Annotated in this window: 14 protein-coding genes, 1 tRNA gene and 1 riboswitch; of the genes, 9 read left to right on the plus strand and 6 right to left on the minus strand. The window is 71.7% G+C overall.

The features are described 5' to 3' along the window. Positions 1-82 precede the first annotated feature (82 nt). From H1226_RS22620 to H1226_RS22630, 3 genes are read left to right on the plus strand one after another with little or no spacing between them, the layout of a single operon-like run. Complete coding sequence (locus H1226_RS22620; protein ID WP_258342411.1) at positions 83-685, plus strand: LppP/LprE family lipoprotein; 603 nt, start codon at positions 83-85, stop codon at positions 683-685. Further along, entirely contained in the window at positions 682-1,377 is a 696-nt protein-coding gene (cseB, locus tag H1226_RS22625) for a two-component system response regulator CseB (protein ID WP_258342413.1), read from the plus strand. Before H1226_RS22620 ends, cseB begins: the two co-directional genes overlap by 4 nt. Before the next feature lies 1 nt (position 1,378). Next, complete coding sequence (locus tag H1226_RS22630) at positions 1,379-2,581, plus strand: sensor histidine kinase (RefSeq protein ID WP_258342418.1); 1,203 nt, start codon at positions 1,379-1,381, stop codon at positions 2,579-2,581. Between the two features lie 113 nt (positions 2,582-2,694). On the opposite strand, the gene H1226_RS22635 is transcribed toward H1226_RS22630, so the two are convergent. Beyond that, positions 2,695-3,441, minus strand: coding sequence for an SDR family oxidoreductase (locus H1226_RS22635; RefSeq protein WP_258342420.1), 747 nt, complete (start codon positions 3,439-3,441; stop codon positions 2,695-2,697). On the opposite strand from H1226_RS22635, the gene H1226_RS22640 reads away from it, so the two are divergent. Continuing rightward, positions 3,431-4,033 carry a TetR/AcrR family transcriptional regulator gene (locus H1226_RS22640; RefSeq protein ID WP_258342421.1) on the plus strand — a complete coding sequence of 201 codons (603 nt, stop codon included), beginning with the start codon at positions 3,431-3,433 and terminating at the stop codon, positions 4,031-4,033. The genes H1226_RS22635 and H1226_RS22640 overlap by 11 nt on opposite strands. Before the next feature lie 559 nt (positions 4,034-4,592). Here H1226_RS22640 and H1226_RS22645 read toward each other — a convergent pair. Next, a tRNA-Arg gene (locus tag H1226_RS22645) sits at positions 4,593-4,666 on the minus strand. A 213-nt stretch (positions 4,667-4,879) separates the two neighbouring features. Then, positions 4,880-5,527, minus strand: coding sequence for a hypothetical protein (locus H1226_RS22650; RefSeq protein WP_258342423.1), 648 nt, complete (start codon positions 5,525-5,527; stop codon positions 4,880-4,882). A gap of 185 nt (positions 5,528-5,712) precedes the next feature. After that, a riboswitch (cobalamin riboswitch) is annotated at positions 5,713-5,953 on the plus strand. A 130-nt stretch (positions 5,954-6,083) separates the two neighbouring features. Between H1226_RS22650 and metE the strand changes: the two genes are divergently transcribed. Both metE and H1226_RS22660 read left to right on the plus strand, forming a co-directional pair. Further along, complete coding sequence (metE, locus tag H1226_RS22655; RefSeq protein WP_258342424.1) at positions 6,084-8,372, plus strand: 5-methyltetrahydropteroyltriglutamate--homocysteine S-methyltransferase; 2,289 nt, start codon at positions 6,084-6,086, stop codon at positions 8,370-8,372. Positions 8,373-8,876: 504 nt separating this feature from the next. Then, positions 8,877-9,497, plus strand: a complete 621-nt coding sequence (locus tag H1226_RS22660; RefSeq protein ID WP_258342425.1) for a class I SAM-dependent methyltransferase — start codon at positions 8,877-8,879, stop codon at positions 9,495-9,497. Between the two features lie 360 nt (positions 9,498-9,857). Here the strand turns inward: H1226_RS22660 and H1226_RS22665 are convergent, their stop codons facing one another. Continuing rightward, a complete protein-coding gene (locus H1226_RS22665) occupies positions 9,858-10,307 on the minus strand; it encodes a MarR family winged helix-turn-helix transcriptional regulator (RefSeq protein ID WP_224960339.1) in 450 nt (149 codons plus the stop codon). A 213-nt stretch (positions 10,308-10,520) separates the two neighbouring features. Between H1226_RS22665 and H1226_RS22670 the strand changes: the two genes are divergently transcribed. Beyond that, positions 10,521-11,309, plus strand: a complete 789-nt coding sequence (locus H1226_RS22670; RefSeq protein WP_258342426.1) for an SDR family NAD(P)-dependent oxidoreductase — start codon at positions 10,521-10,523, stop codon at positions 11,307-11,309. Between the two features lie 50 nt (positions 11,310-11,359). Here H1226_RS22670 and H1226_RS22675 read toward each other — a convergent pair whose 3' ends face one another. Continuing rightward, positions 11,360-12,289, minus strand: coding sequence for an alpha/beta fold hydrolase (locus tag H1226_RS22675; RefSeq protein WP_258342427.1), 930 nt, complete (start codon positions 12,287-12,289; stop codon positions 11,360-11,362). 151 nt (positions 12,290-12,440) lie between these two features. Between H1226_RS22675 and H1226_RS22680 the strand changes: the two genes are divergently transcribed. Further along, a complete protein-coding gene (locus tag H1226_RS22680) occupies positions 12,441-13,046 on the plus strand; it encodes a TetR/AcrR family transcriptional regulator (protein ID WP_258342428.1) in 606 nt (201 codons plus the stop codon). A gap of 432 nt (positions 13,047-13,478) precedes the next feature. Continuing rightward, positions 13,479-14,024: a Pycsar system effector family protein gene (locus H1226_RS22685; protein WP_258342430.1), complete on the plus strand. Its 546-nt coding sequence runs from the start codon at positions 13,479-13,481 to the stop codon at positions 14,022-14,024. Between the two features lie 4 nt (positions 14,025-14,028). Here H1226_RS22685 and H1226_RS22690 read toward each other — a convergent pair whose 3' ends face one another. Beyond that, complete coding sequence (locus H1226_RS22690) at positions 14,029-14,685, minus strand: Crp/Fnr family transcriptional regulator (protein ID WP_258342432.1); 657 nt, start codon at positions 14,683-14,685, stop codon at positions 14,029-14,031. Positions 14,686-14,796 lie beyond the last annotated feature (111 nt).

Here is a 14,796-nt window from a genome sequence, read left to right on the forward strand (position 1 = left end):
GCCGCCTGTTACCCGGCCGCCGGGTCACCGCGACGATCCACGCCTACGTTCGGGTGCGTTCCGCGGGTGAAGGAGGACGAAGGTGCGAACGACGATCCGCGCGGCCGCGGTGCTGGCGGTGTCGGCCGGGTGCGCCGGATGCGGAAGTCCCGCGCTGCGGGTCGAGGGCCCGGCGCTCGCACCGCCGCAGCCCGCCACGACCGCCGAGGTGGCCCCGCCGACCGGCGCCGAACTGCGCAACATCCGCAACATCGACCTGCGCAGCACGGTGCTCGCCGATCCGAAGGTGCCGGACGAGGTGAAGCGGATCCTGCGCGGCTGCTCGGTGTGCGGGCTGGAGGACCCGGTGTACGCGGACGTCACCAAGGACGGCGAGGCCGACGTGCTGGCCCCCGTGCACGACAGCGGCAGCGGCGGCACCAAGGCAACGCTGGTCTACAGCGTCCGCGACCAGCAGGTCTCGCTGGTGTTCGGCTACCTGGGCCCGGACGCCGGGCTCCGCGCCGAAGGGGGTGATCTGGTGCTGGACCGGGACCTCTACGCGCCGGACGACGCGCACTGCTGCCCGACCGCCACGGAACGGCTCCGGTTCAGCTGGGACGGACACCGGTTCGCGATGGCCGAGCGCACCGGCGGCGCGCCCGGCACCACGCCGTACGGCGGTTGGGGGACCATCATCCGATGAGCTGGGACGTCCGAGGCACCACAGTGCTGCTCGTCGAGGACGACGAGGTGATCCGGGAGGCCACCGAGCTGGCGCTGCGTCGGTACGGGTTCGAGATCCGCACCGCGGGCGACGGGCTGGCCGGGCTGGCGGCGTTCCGCGAGCGGGAACCCGACGTCGTGCTGCTCGACGTGATGCTGCCCGAGCTGGACGGGATCAGCCTGTGCCGCGGCATCCGGGAGGAGTCCTCGGTGGCGATCCTGATGCTGACCGCGCGCAGCGACGCGGTCGACGTGGTGCAGGGCCTGGAGGCGGGCGCCGACGACTACGTGACCAAGCCGTTCGACACCATGGTCCTGGTCGCCAGGCTGCGCGCCGCGCTGCGGCGGCGGGAACCGGTACGGCCCGCCGAGGACGCGTCCGCGGGCGACCGGCTCGCGTTCGGCGACCTGGAGCTCGACCGGGATTCGCTGGAGGTGCGCCGCGGCGGGCGGCTGCTGTCGCTGACGCCGACCGAACTGCGCCTGCTGCTGGAGTTCACCGGTGAGCCAGGCCGGGTGCTGTCCCGCGGACGGCTGCTGGAACAGGTGTGGGACTACCCGGCGAGCAGCGACACCCGGGTCGTCGACGTCCACGTGCAACGGCTGCGGATGAAGGTCGGCAAGGAGCGCATCGAGACGGTCCGCGGGTTCGGCTACAAGCTGGTGGGCTGACGTGCGCGTCGCGGTGAAGAACGCGCTGGCGATCGCCGGGGTCGCGGCGCTGGCGGGCGTGGCGTTCGCGCTGTGGACGCACTACCGCGCCGTGGACCTCAGCGAGGCGTTGAGCAGGCAGGAGACCGGCAGCAGGTTGCGGATCGCGGCGGAGTCGTACTACGCGCACCGCGACCTGCCCGAGTCCGCGAGCCTGGACGACGCGTCCGCCCCGGCACCGCTGGTGGCCGCGGTGCGGGCCGGTTCGCTCGCGACCTACGTGGACGCGGACGCCGCCGACCCGGCGGTGTGGGCGGGCACCGAGGTCGGCGGGCACGTGCTGACCGTCCACGACCCGTACACCGAGCAGGCCCGGCTGCTGGCGCAGCTCGACCAGGCGCTGGTGCTGGGTGTGGTGGCGCTGCTGCTGGTGTCCGGGGCGCTGGCGGTGTTCATCGGCCAGCGCCTGGCGCGGCGGATCGGCGCGGCGTCGGCGACGGCGCTGCGCATCGCCGACGGCGAGCTGGCTGCCCGCGTCGGCAACACCATCGCCGGAGCCGGGCGCGACGAGGTGACCGCGCTCGGCGGGGCGGTGGACGCGATGGCAGCGGAGCTGCGGGCACGGCTGGAAGCGGAGCGCCGGGTCACCGCCGACATCGCGCACGAACTGCGCACCCCGGTGACCGGCCTGGTCACCGCCGCCGAACTGCTCCCGCCGGGGCGGCCGAGCGAACTGGTCCGCGACCGGGTGTCCCGGCTGCGCGGGTTGATCGAGGACGTGCTCGAAGTGGCCCGCCTCGAAACCGACGGGGAGCAGGGCGCCCGGGAACGCATCGGCGCGGACCTGCTCGCCGAGCGGGCCGTCGCCGCCGCCGAGAAACCGGTGCGGCTGGAGGTCGCCGAGCCCGCGGAGGTGGACACCGATCCACGGCGGGTGCAGCGGATCCTGGTGAACCTGCTCCGCAACGCCCACCGGCACGGGCGACCGCCGGTGGTGCTCTCGGTGCGCGGCGCCACCCTCACCGTCGCGGACCACGGCCCCGGCTTCCCCGCGGACCTGCTCGCCGACGGGCCGCGGCGGTTCCGCACCGGACGCGCCGAACGCGGCGGCGGGCACGGGCTCGGACTGACCATCGCGGTCGGGCAGGCGCGGGTGATCGGCGCGGAACTCCGCTTCGGCACCGCCGAATCCGGTGGGGCGCGGGCGGATCTGGTCCTGGGGTGAGCCGCGCGGCCCGCTGCGCGCTCGGCGGCGGGTCACGCGTTCCGCCCGGCTCCGACCCCGGCGAGCGGCCGCGGCACCTCGCGGGGACGACCGGCCGCACGTGACCGCCCGGGTCAGAGGCGGGCCACCAGGTTCTCGAACAGCTCGTCGTAGGTGCCGTCGACGGCCGCGAACCGCTGCGGCTTCACCCGGTCCACGAGCACCTGCCGGATGTCCGGGTCGGCCTGGATCAGGCCGATCGCCTCGGACACGAACTCGCCCAACGGCATGGCCCCGGCGTGGTCGGTGCTCGGCCCCATCAGCGTGGTCCTGGTCAACGGCGGCGCCAGCTCGATCAGCTGCACCGGCGTGCCGCGCAGTTGTGCCCGCACGGCCTCGGTGAAGGCGTGCACGCCGGCCTTGGTCGCCGAGTAGGTCGGCGTCAGCGGCATCGGCACGTAGGCGAGGCCGGAGGTGACGGTGATGATCGACGCTTCGGGCCGGGTGCGCAGGTGCGGCAGGAACGCGGTGAACACGCGGATGGTGCCCAGCAGGTTGGTCGAGATCGTCCGCTCGGCGACTTCGAGCGCATCGGCCTCGAGGTGCCGCTCCGGGAGCATGATGCCGGAGCTGATCAGCACGGTGTCCAAGTCGGGGAACCGGTCGACGACCCGGTCGCGCAGCGCGGTGATGGACGCGGCGTCGGTGACGTCCACGACCTCTCCGGCGAAACCGTGTTCGGTGGCCAGCTCCTCGACCCGCTCCCGGTCGCGGCCGGTGATCACGACGGAGTTGCCGAGCGCGGTCAGCTGGTGCGCGAACTCCAGGCCGATGCCCGACGTGCCGCCGACGATCAGTGCGGTGCGTCCTGTGGTCTTCATCCCTACGTTCGGCGACAAGGACGACCTGATGGACGCGGTCGCCGGGCACGCGCTCAGCACGTACCTCGCGGGCAAGACCGCGATGCGCCCCTCCGGCGACCCGGTCGAAGACCTCCGCAACGGGTGGCGGCTGCACATCGGCTTCGGCCTGGAGAACCCCGACGTCTACAGCGCTCTCTACGGTTCCCGCAGGCGCCACGCCCCCTCGGAGGCGGAGCAGCAGGCGGAACGGATCCTGACCGGCCTCCTCCACGCGATCGCCGAAGCGGGACGGCTAGCGGTCCCCGAACCGCAGGCGGTGCAGCTGATGCACGCGGCCGGGCGGGGCACCATCTTCACCCTGATCGGCAGCGACTCCGACCCGGCGGACGCCGACGCGCTCGCCGACCGCGCCTTCGAGATGGTCCGCGGCGTGATCACCGTTCCAGACCCCGCCGACCGGCCCTCGGCCGCGGACCCGGTGGCGCGCGCGGCCACCACCCTCCGCGCGGCCCTGCCCGACGTCGACCGCCTCACCGCACCGGAGAAGGCGCTGTTGGACGAGTGGCTCGACCGCGTCCAGGGAAGCGGCCCACCCTCGCCCGAACGCTGATCCCACGCGCGGCGCGACACGACCGCAGCGCTTCCGAACCCGGCCGGATCCCTCGCGCGCGGAACCGAACGAGGAACCACCGCGCGCAGCGGCGCATCGCAGAACCGGAGCACGGCGCGACGTCCGATCCGGAGCAGCACGAGAAGATCGTCGTGGAGCACCACCGGACGACTCTCGGTGGCGTCCCGGAAAAGGCGATCGCCGACCACATCGGCCCCGGACCTCCAGGATCACCCCGAAGCGTTCAGCGGCTTCCTGCACATGCGTGACGGCTGGACGTCGAGCGCGTCGGCGCCGAGGGGACGGGGCGGCCACGCATTCCCACCTGATCCGGAAACCCGGCCGCCCGGCGTGCTCCCACGGACCGGTTCCGGCCGGAGAAGGGGAAAGTCGCCGAGCACCGGGACGTCCGCACCGATTCCGCCAACGCGAACGGCGTGTTCCGACCGGTCCGCCGGCCCGACTTCCTCGGCCCTGGGCGAGCAGCGCGAGGCGGGAGGGTAAAGTGGGGGATGATCTTGATCGAGATCGTCCCCCACCGCTGTGACCAGCATCGGAGCGCCCCCGGCAGGACTCGAACCTGCGACCTAAGGATTAGAAGTCCTTTGCTCTGTCCAGCTGAGCTACGAGGGCCCGCACATCGCTCGCGTGAGCTGCAGCAAGCAGGGTAACCGGCCGCTCCGTCGACAGTGGTACCGACGCCAACGGCGTTGCAGACCCGGTATCGAACGGCAAGCTGATCGACAGCTCCACGCCGGGAATCGCGCCGGAAGATCACAGAGGAATCACCGCGCGCACGTCGGGGCCGCCGCGCGAATCCCGCGCGACGGCCCCGACGGCTCCCCCTCAGGAGCAGGATTCGGGCTGCACCCGCAGCACGTCGTCGTCCTTGCCGGCACCGGTGAACGAGTAGTCGTCGACCGGCGTGGCCACGCCGTCGCGCACCTCGTAGGCGACCCGGGAACCGTCGTAGGAGGGTTCCGTCGTCTGGCTCTCGTTCGACGCGGCCAAGGTGATCAGGACCCGGCCGTCCGAGCCCGCGGGCGCGCACTCGTAGCCGAGGCGGGCACCGATCCCGCCGCCTTCGTTGATCTTCAGCGGCTCGCCGTCCTGCGTCTTCAGCTCGCGCGGCGCGCCATCGGCACCCAGGTCCCACACGCTGAACCAGGTGGTGTTCGCGCCGACGGACTCGGTCACCAGCAGTTCCTGCCTGCCGTCGCCGTTCACGTCCAGCACCCGCATCGGCTGGGTGCCGAAGGACGGGTCGCCGGTCAGCACGGCCTCGGTCGTACGACCGTCCACAGTGAACTTGAGCAACTGCTTCGCCCCATTGCCGATGGCGGACAGCTGCGCGGTGTCCGGAGTTCCGCCCCCGTTCAAGTCCACAACGGACGTCTCGCTCGAGTCAGCGGCGGCGATCCCCGCCGGCACCAGCGCCATCGCCGCCACGGCCAGCGCACCGATGCCGACACCCGCCCGAACACCGCTCTTCACCACAGCCGGTTCCTCCCGATCGCTTCGTCGCACCGGGACGGAAGAAATCCGTCCCGCCCCCTCACCTGTTCACAAGACGCACCACCGCGCGGCAGGTTGCCCGCGGTTCGAAAAACCTTCCGGCGGTCGTCGCGGCGCCCGGGTGATCCGGACGGCAGGGCCTTGTCTTCCCGCCAGAAGCAAGTAGCCTCCGAAGTGCTGGTGGTTCGCACAGCCCTGCGAAAGCGGGGGTGCGCGAGGCAAGAGGGAACCCGGTGGAAATCCGGGACTGCCCCGCAGCGGTGAGTGGGAACGAACGCCGTCACCGGTCGCCACGACCGGTCACAGCACTGAGCGCGAGCTCGGGAAGCGACGGCCAGTAGGAGACCCCGGTTCCACCGGGAAGCGCCCACGAGTCCGAAGACCTGCCGCCGGTGCGCGCGTCCTGCGTGACGCGCGCTGTTGCGAGGTCTCGCGGGAAGACCTGGACGAACGAGCCGCCGCGTGCGGCCACGTGTGCCCGGATCCTGCCCGCTCGACCTCGCAGAACTGCCGTCCAGCTCGCGAGGAGAGAGCGTTGACCAGCACAATCGGATCCACCGTGCTCGGGTTCCCCCGGATCGGCCCGAACCGGGAACTCAAGCGGGCGTTGGAGAGCTACTGGAAGTCCCGCACCGGCGAAGCGGAACTGCGCGAAGTCGCGCGCACGCTGCGCACCGACACGTGGCGTTCGCTGCGCGACGCCGGGCTGGACTCGGTGCCGGGAAACACCTTTTCCTACTACGACCAGGTCCTCGACGCCGCCGTCACCTTCGGCGCGGTCCCGCCGCGCTTCGCCGAACTGGGCCTGAACCCGCTCGACACGTACTTCGCGATGGCCCGCGGCGTGGAATCCGCGCCACCGCTGGAGATGACGAAGTGGTTCGACACCAACTACCACTACATCGTCCCGGAGATCGGCCCGGACACCGAGTTCCGGCTGTCCGACCAGACCGTCGTCGACCAGTACCACGAGGCCGCTGAACTGGGCATCAAGACCCGCCCGGTCGTCGTCGGACCGCTGACGTTCCTGCTGCTCTCCAAACCGCAGGACGGCGCGCCCGCCTCGTTCCGCCCGCTGGACAAGGTCGACGAGCTCGTCACCGCCTACGCCGAACTGCTCGGCGAGCTGCACCGGGCCGGGGTCGAATGGGTGCAGCTGGACGAGCCCGCGTTCACCGCGGACCGCTCGCAGGCCGACCTGGACACGCTGCGCGCCGCCTACCAGCGGCTCGGCGAGCTCTCGGAACGGCCGAAGATCCTGGTCGCGTCCTACTTCGGCGACCTCGGGGACGCGCTGGGCGTGCTCGCCTCCTCCCCCGTCGAAGCCGTCGGCGTGGACCTCGTCGCCGGGCAGCGCACCGTGGACGAACTCCCGTCGGTGCCCGGGCTGCGGGAGAAGACGCTCGTCGCGGGCCTCGTCGACGGGCGCAACATCTGGCGCACCGACCTGGACAAGGCGCTCACCACCGCCGCCACCCTGCTCGGCCTCGCCGGCGAGGTCGCCGTCAGCACCTCCTGCTCGCTGCTGCACGTGCCCTACGACGTCGACGCGGAAACCGACCTCGACCCGCAGGTCGCGTCCTGGCTGGCGTTCGCCGCGCAGAAGGTCGGCGAGGTCGTCGTCCTCGACCGCGCGCTGCACCAGGGCCGCGACACCGTCGCCGAGCAGCTCGACGACGCGCGGCGGCGCATCGCCGACCGCGCCGGAGCCGACCGGGTGCGCAACAACCGGGTGCAGGCGCGGCTCACCTCGCTCAAACCCGAGCACGCCCAGCGCGGTGACTACGCGAACCGGCTCGCCGCACAGCGCAAGTCGCTGCGGCTGCCGCCGCTGCCGACGACCACCATCGGCTCGTTCCCGCAGACCACCGACGTGCGCAAGGCCCGCGCCGCGTTGCGCTCCGGAAGCATCGACCACGCCACCTACAAGCAGCGGATGCGCGACGAGATCGAACGCGTCATCCGGCTGCAGGAAGACCTCGGACTCGACGTGCTCGTGCACGGCGAACCCGAGCGCAACGACATGGTGCAGTACTTCTCGGAACACATGGACGGGTTCGCCAGCACGCACAACGGCTGGGTGCAGTCCTACGGTTCGCGCTGCGTCCGGCCGCCGATCCTCTACGGCGACGTGTCCCGGCCCGAGCCGATCACCGTGGAATGGGCCAAGTACGCGCAGAAACTCACCGCCAAGCCGGTGAAGGGCATGCTGACCGGGCCCGTCACCATCCTCGCCTGGTCCTTCGTGCGCGACGACCAGCCGCTCGGCATCACCGCCGAGCAGGTCGCGCTCGCCATCCGGGACGAGGTCAAGGACCTGGAGAACGCGGGCATCCGGGTGATCCAGGTCGACGAGCCCGCGCTGCGCGAACTGCTGCCGCTGCGCTCCTCGCAGCACCAGGAGTACCTGGACTGGGCGGTGCGCTCGTTCCGGCTCGCCACCTCCGGGATCGCCGAATCCACCCAGATCCACACCCACCTGTGCTACTCGGAGTTCGGCGACGTCATCAACGCCATCGTCGACCTGGACGCCGACGTCACCAGCATCGAAGCCGCCCGGTCCCGGATGGAGGTCCTGGACGACCTCAACGCCGTCGGGTTCGGCCGCGGCGTCGGACCCGGTGTGTACGACATCCACTCGCCCCGGGTCCCGGAAGCCGGGGAGGTCACCGACCTGCTGAAGGCCGCGCTCGCCGCGGTGCCCGCCGAGCGGCTGTGGGTGAACCCCGACTGCGGCCTGAAGACCCGCGGCTACGCCGAGGTCGAGACCGCGCTCAAGAACGTGATCAGCGCTACGGCGGCCGTGCGCCCGGCTGCCGGCTGATCCCGAAGCCGGGGGTGGGTGGTCGCTCTTCCCACCACTGCCCACCCCCGGCCCCCGCTCCAGATCGAGTGAACGGACCGTTCGTCCGATCTAGTTGGTCGAACGGTCCGTTCACTCGCGTCAGGCCGGCTCCGCGGCCCGCGCGCCGCCCGTGCCGTGGTTCGGGGTGAACGGACCGTTCGTCCCATCTAGTTGGTCGAACGGTCCGTTCACCCGGCTCGCTGCGGCCGGTGCGCGTGGCGCCGGTGTCACGGGACGACAACGACCCGGCACCGCTGATCACTTTTGCACTACGGCTGCACGTCGTTCCCCGGCCCGCCCTCGCGTCGAGGTGCCGCCGGCCCGGATCCAGCGCGCCGGGCAGGCGCGGACATCCGCAGTGGAACCCGTTGCGGCCCAAGGGATCCGACGTCTCGAGCGCCGAGGGCGGAGCGCGGTTCCGAGACCTCCCGGCACCTACCACGACCCGGCGAAAGCCGCAGTGCAGGTGGTTAGGGTGAGCCGGTGTCGGAGCAGTGGAGCCACAACGTGCACTACCACCCGCTCGTTCTCGACTCGGTGCCCGAAGGATGCGACGCGGCGCTCGACGTCGGGTGCGGCGACGGGACGCTGGTGCGCGCGCTGGCGTCGAGGGCGAAGCGCGCCACGGGCATCGACCGCTCCCGCACGATGATCCGCCAAGCCCGCCGCGCCAGCTACCAGTACGACAACGTGTCCTATGTGGACTCGGACTTCGTCGATTTCGCCGCGAAGGCGCGGGACGGCTCGTACGGGTTCATCAGCAGCGTCGCCGCGCTGCACCACATGGACTTCGATTCCACGCTCACCGCCATGGGCCGGATGCTCGCCCCCGGCGGGAGGCTGGTGCTCGTCGGCCTGGCTCGGCACCACACCCCGCTGGACTGGGCGAGGGACATCGCGGCGATCCCGGTGCACCGCTTCCTCGCCCGCAGGCACGGCGGGGTCACCGAGCCTCCGGAGGTCCCGGTGAAGGACCCGATCATGACCTGGGATGAGGTGCGCCAGGGCGCGCAGCGACAGCTGCCCGGCGTCCAGTACCGCAGGTTGCTGCTGTGGCGCTACGCGCTCACCTGGGACAAACCCGTCCCGACCTTCTCCGGGTGAACGGCCCGTTCGACCAACGCGATGGGACGAACGGTCCGTTCACCCACTTCGGCGGCGACAGGACCGATCGCACACGAACCACTTCCCCGGGTGAACGGACCGTTCGACCAACGAGATGGGACAAAAGGTCCGTTCACTCGGAAACCCCTGGCCCGGTGCCGACCACTCGCGCCGGAGCGAACGGACCGTTCGACCAACCAGATCGGACGAACGGTCCGTTCACCCATCGCCGCGGCGGCGGGACGGCCGGGCGTTCCGGAGCGACGGTCGGCGTAGGCGCGGGTGCGCACGTGGACGTCGTGAACGGACCGTTCGTCCGGTTCCGCTGGACGAACGGTCCGTTCACTCCCGATCGGGGCGTCAGGCCCGGGCGGTGACCCGGTGGAAGGCGTCGACGAGGTCGCCGAGTTCGGGGACCTGTTCGGCTTCGGCGAGGGTCTTCTCGAGCGCCGCGTCGTGGGTGGGCCGCGCCTGTTCGAGGAGCGCGCGGCCTTCGTCGGTGAGTTCGGTGTAGATGCCCCGCCGATCGTCCTTGCACAGGATCCGGGTGAGCAGCCCCCGGTCTTCGAGCCGGGTGACGAGCCTGGTGGTGGCGCTGCCGCTGAGCGCGGCGGCGCGGCTGAGCTGCTGCATGCGCATGTGCCAGCCGTCCTGCCTGCTGAGCGCGTCGAGGACGGTGTACTCGACGACGGACAGCCCGTGGTCGGCGGTGAGCGCCTTCTCCAGGGCGGATTCGAGCATTCCGTGCAGTGCGGCGAGGGTGCGCCAGCCTTGTGCCCGCACTTCGACCGCGTCGTCGGCGATCCCCACGCCACACCTCCTACCGGCGAGCTTCGACGGGTGAGCTCGCTCTCCCCACCACCATAGCAGCTTGCGCAGATAGCAAGCGCCTGCAACTATTTAGGAAGCGCGTGCAACTACCGGCTAAAGCCGCATTTCTTCACACGCACGACGCCGAAACACCCGCATCACCCCGCGCCCCAGCGGGAACCCGTGGCGAACACCCTAGGAGAGCGAGCACCGATGAACACCGACATGACCGGCCGCACCGCCCTGGTCACCGGCTCCACCAGCGGCATCGGGAAGGCCATCGCGGCGAGCTTCGCCCGCGCCGGAGCCGACGTCGTCGTCAACGGCCGGTCCCGGGACCGGGTCGACGCCACCGTCGAATCGCTGCGCGCCGACACCGGCGGTTCGGTGCGCGGCATCGCCGCGGACATCGGCACGGCCGAAGGCGCCGAAGCGCTCATCACCGAGCTGCCCGACGTGGACGTTCTCGTGAACAACGCCGGGATCTTCTCCGCCACCCCGGTCTTCGAGATCAGCGACGCGGAATGGTCCCGGTTCTTCGAGGTGAACGTGCTCTCCGGGGTGCGCCTGGCCAGGCACTACACCCCGCGCATGGTGCAGCGCGGCTGGGGCCGGGTGATCTTCATCAGCAGCGAGTCCTCGATCTTCATCCCCACCGAGATGGTGCACTACGGCATGACCAAGACCGCGCAGCTGTCCGTGGCGCGCGGCATGGCCCAGGAGGTCAAGGGCACCGGCGTCACCGTGAACAGCGTGCTGCCCGGCCCGACGCTGACGCCCGGCGTCGCGGAGTTCATCGCCAGCCGGGTCGGCGACGACGTGCCGTTCGAGGAGGCGGAGCGCCGCTTCATCGCCGAGGAGCGCCCGAGCTCGTTGCTCGGCAGGCTGATCCGCCCCGACGAGGTGGCGAGCCTGGTGCTCTACGCCGGATCGGAGGCCGGCTCGGCGACGACCGGGGCCGCGCTGCGGGTGGACGGCGGCGTCGCCCCCTCGCTGGCCTGAGCGGTGCCGCGGATCCGGCGGGCGGTCGAGCCCACCGGATCCGCCGCTGCTCAACCGCGGTACTCGGCCAGGAACGGACGCATCGCGGCGAGCATGCCCACCGGATCCTCCTCCGGCACGTAGTGCCCGGCACCCTGCAGCACGACACTGGTGACGTCCGTCGCGACCGCGCCGATCTCGGCCGCCATGCCTTCCCCGATGGACTCCGAACCGGCGATCGTCAGCACCGGCAACGTCAGCTTCCGCTCACGCCGCACCAGGTTCTGCTCGATGATCGAATCGATGGCGCGGTAGTAGTCGAAGCTGGCCCGCAGCGCCTCCGGGTCGCGCAGCGCGTCCACGTAGACCTGCACCGCGTGCTCCGGGATCGACGTCGGCGTGGCGGCCTTCGTGGCGAACTGGTGCCCGAAGTAGACGTCCTCCCGGCCGCGCACCAACCGCTCGTTGATCTCCAGCGCGCGGTTGAAGTTGAAGTGCCACAGGAGATCGCTGGTCCGCCGGTCGGCCAGCAGCGGCGGCGACTCGGACAGCCCGGGCACGATCGCCTCCGAGAACACCGCCCGCTCCAGCACCTCCGGGTGGTCGGCGGCCAGCGCGTAGCCGGTCCAGGCACCGATGTCGTGCGAGACGAGCGCGAACCGCTCGTGGCCGAGCTCGCGCATCAGCTCCACCAGATCGGTGGCCAGCGTCCCGGAGTCGTAGCCGGCGGCGGGCTTGTCCGTCAGGTTCACGCCGCGCGGGTCCACCACCACGACGGAGAACCGCTCGGCGAGCTCCGGCAGGACGAAGCGCCACTGGTACCAGTTCTGCGGCCAGCCGCCGAGCACCAGCAGCGGCGGACCGTCGCCACCGCTCAGGTAGTGCGTGCGCAGGCCGCCTGCCGTGGTGTAGTGGCCCCGGAAGGTCTCGGTGAAACCGTCCGGCAGCAGCGGCGCCGAAGCGAGGGAACCGGGGCCGTGCGGAACTTCGGTTGAGGTCACGAGGAAACTCCGTGTTCGACGAAGGAGGGGAACCCGGCCGGTGCCGCTCGGCGCCTAGCGGACGGCTCACCTGGGTGGCCGGGCCGGCCGGTGCGACCTACACTAGCCATGTTGGAACGATCGGTCAAACATAGCGGAGGGAGTGCGCCAGATGGCAGGACGCAAGCAGTTCGACGTCGACACCGCCCTGGACGGAGCGATGCACGTGTTCTGGGAGCACGGCTACGCCGAAGCCAGCCTCAGCAGACTGCTCACCGCCACCGGGCTCGGCCGCGGATCGCTGTACTCCACCTTCGGCGGCAAGGACGAACTGCTCCAGCGCAGCGTCCGCCGCTACGCCGAACTGTTCGCCGCGCCCATGTCCGCCGCCCTGCGCTCCCGCCCGGACGACCCCACCGCCGCCGTCCGCGCGTTCTTCGACACCGTGCTCACCCGGCTCGCCGACCCCGAGGTGCCCGCCGGCTGCCTGATCACCCGGCTCGCCGCCGAAACCGCCGACCTGGACGCGCCGGTGCGCGAGGTCGTCGCCGGCGCCCTCGCCGGGCAGCGCGCCGAGATCCGCGCCGCCCTCCGGCCCGCCGAAGACGCGGTGTCCGCGGAACGGCTCGACGACCTGGCGCTGTACGCGGCGGCGATCAACCAGTCGCTGACCGTGCTGCACCTCGCCGGGACACCGGTGGCCGAACTGCGCACCATCGCGGACCTCGCTCACGAGCACATCGCGGCGGCGCTGGCCACGCCGCCGCGAACGGAGTGAACGGACCCTCCGACCAACTAGATGGGACGAACGGTCCGTTCACTCCGCTCCGGAGCCACCGAACTCCGAGTCAACGGACCGTTCGACCAACGGGACTGGACACACGGTCCGTTCACCCACGCGCAGCGACGCCCCGCACCGACGGGAGGCCCGTGGAGTGAACGGACCGTTCGACCAACTAGATCGGACAAGCGGTCCGTTCACTCCACACGGCGGGGCTCGGAAAGAGGCCGTCGCTCGCCGCCGCGGTGCACCGGTCGCGCCGAGTGAACGGACCGTTCGACCAACTAGATGGGACGAACGGTCCGTTCACTCCAACAAGGGGGGAGGAGTGCGGCACCCCGCTCTGTGGCGTCTGACGCAGAACCCGAACACCACGAGTGCTGAACTGGTCACGCAACGAGATCGGCCCACCGCAGGGAGGACTCCGCCATGGCCCGCCGCACCGCACCTCGTCCCGCTCCGCATCCCGAGCCCGCCACCGACGACCACCTCACCCCCGAGCAGGAGCTGGACGTGGCGCTGCGCACCGCAGGTGACTTCCGCACCTGGATCTCCGGCGCCGACACCAAAGCGGGGCTGCTGATCCCCGCGCTCGGCATCGGCATCGGCGGCGCGGGCAACGCCATGTCCGGGTCCCACGCCGCAGCGCTGCAGCACGGCCCGCTGCGGGCCGCGTCGCTGGTGCTGCTGGGGCTGCTGTTGTGCGGGGCGCTGGGCGCGCTGCTGCACCTCGCGGCCGTGCTCACGCCGCGCACCGGCGCTCCGGCCGGCGGGGCGAACGCGTTCGCCTTCCCCTCCTTCCGCCCGGCGCACGGAGCCACGGCTACCGAGCTGTGCGCGCAGGCCTGGCAGCAGGCGGAGGCACTGGCGCAGATCGCCGCCACCAAGTACCGGCGCCTGCGCATCGCCCTGCACTGCTCCTGCGGGGCGCTGCTGGCGTTCCTGGCGTGGACGGCGCTGCTCGCGGTGCGCTGAGCCGCTACTCGAGCCCCGCGTGCTGGGCGAGCAGTTCTCGGTCCAGCACCGCGATCCGGCGCCGCCGCGTGTCGACGGCGCCGCGGTCCCGCAACTCCCGCAAGGCCCGCGCCACCGTCTCGCGGGAGGCGCTGGTCGCGGCAGCCAACTCGGCCTGGCTCAACGGGATCGCGATCGCGTACCGGCCGGGCCCGTCCGGCACCCCGTGCTCGCGCACCAGGTCCAGCAGCAGCCGGGCCAGCCGCTGCCCCACCCCGGACGAGGTGAACTCCACCCGGTACCGGTCGGACTCGCGCATCCGGGCCACCACGCCGACCAGCAGCTCGAACATCACGTCGGGGTGTTGGTGCAGGAACCGGCGGAACTCGGCGCCCGGCACCACGTCCGCCTGCACCGGCCCCAGCGCCGTCACGGCGGAAGCCCGCGGTCGCCCGTCCACCGCGGAGAACTCGCCGATCACCGAGCCGGGCCCGCGGATCGCGAGCACCGTCTCCGCGCCCCGCGTCGACATCGACCACACCTTGACCTGGCCGCTGCGGATCAGCAGCACGTGGTCCGACCGGTCCCCCACGCCGAACAGCACGGCACCTCCCCGCCACCGCCGGGACGTGCCCACCGACCGCAACGCGGCCACCGCCGCCTCGTTCCACCGCTCGCCCATGCCGCCCCCGCTCGCGCGCCTCCGCGGGGCTCCACGCACCCCGGCGCTCCGCTGCAACCCGGTGGCCGAGTGGCGGCCGACCATGATCGTGGAGGACCCGAGCTTGGCAGG

The sequence above is a fragment of the Saccharopolyspora gregorii genome (assembly GCF_024734405.1).
GTDB classification, from domain to species: domain Bacteria; phylum Actinomycetota; class Actinomycetes; order Mycobacteriales; family Pseudonocardiaceae; genus Saccharopolyspora_C; species Saccharopolyspora_C gregorii.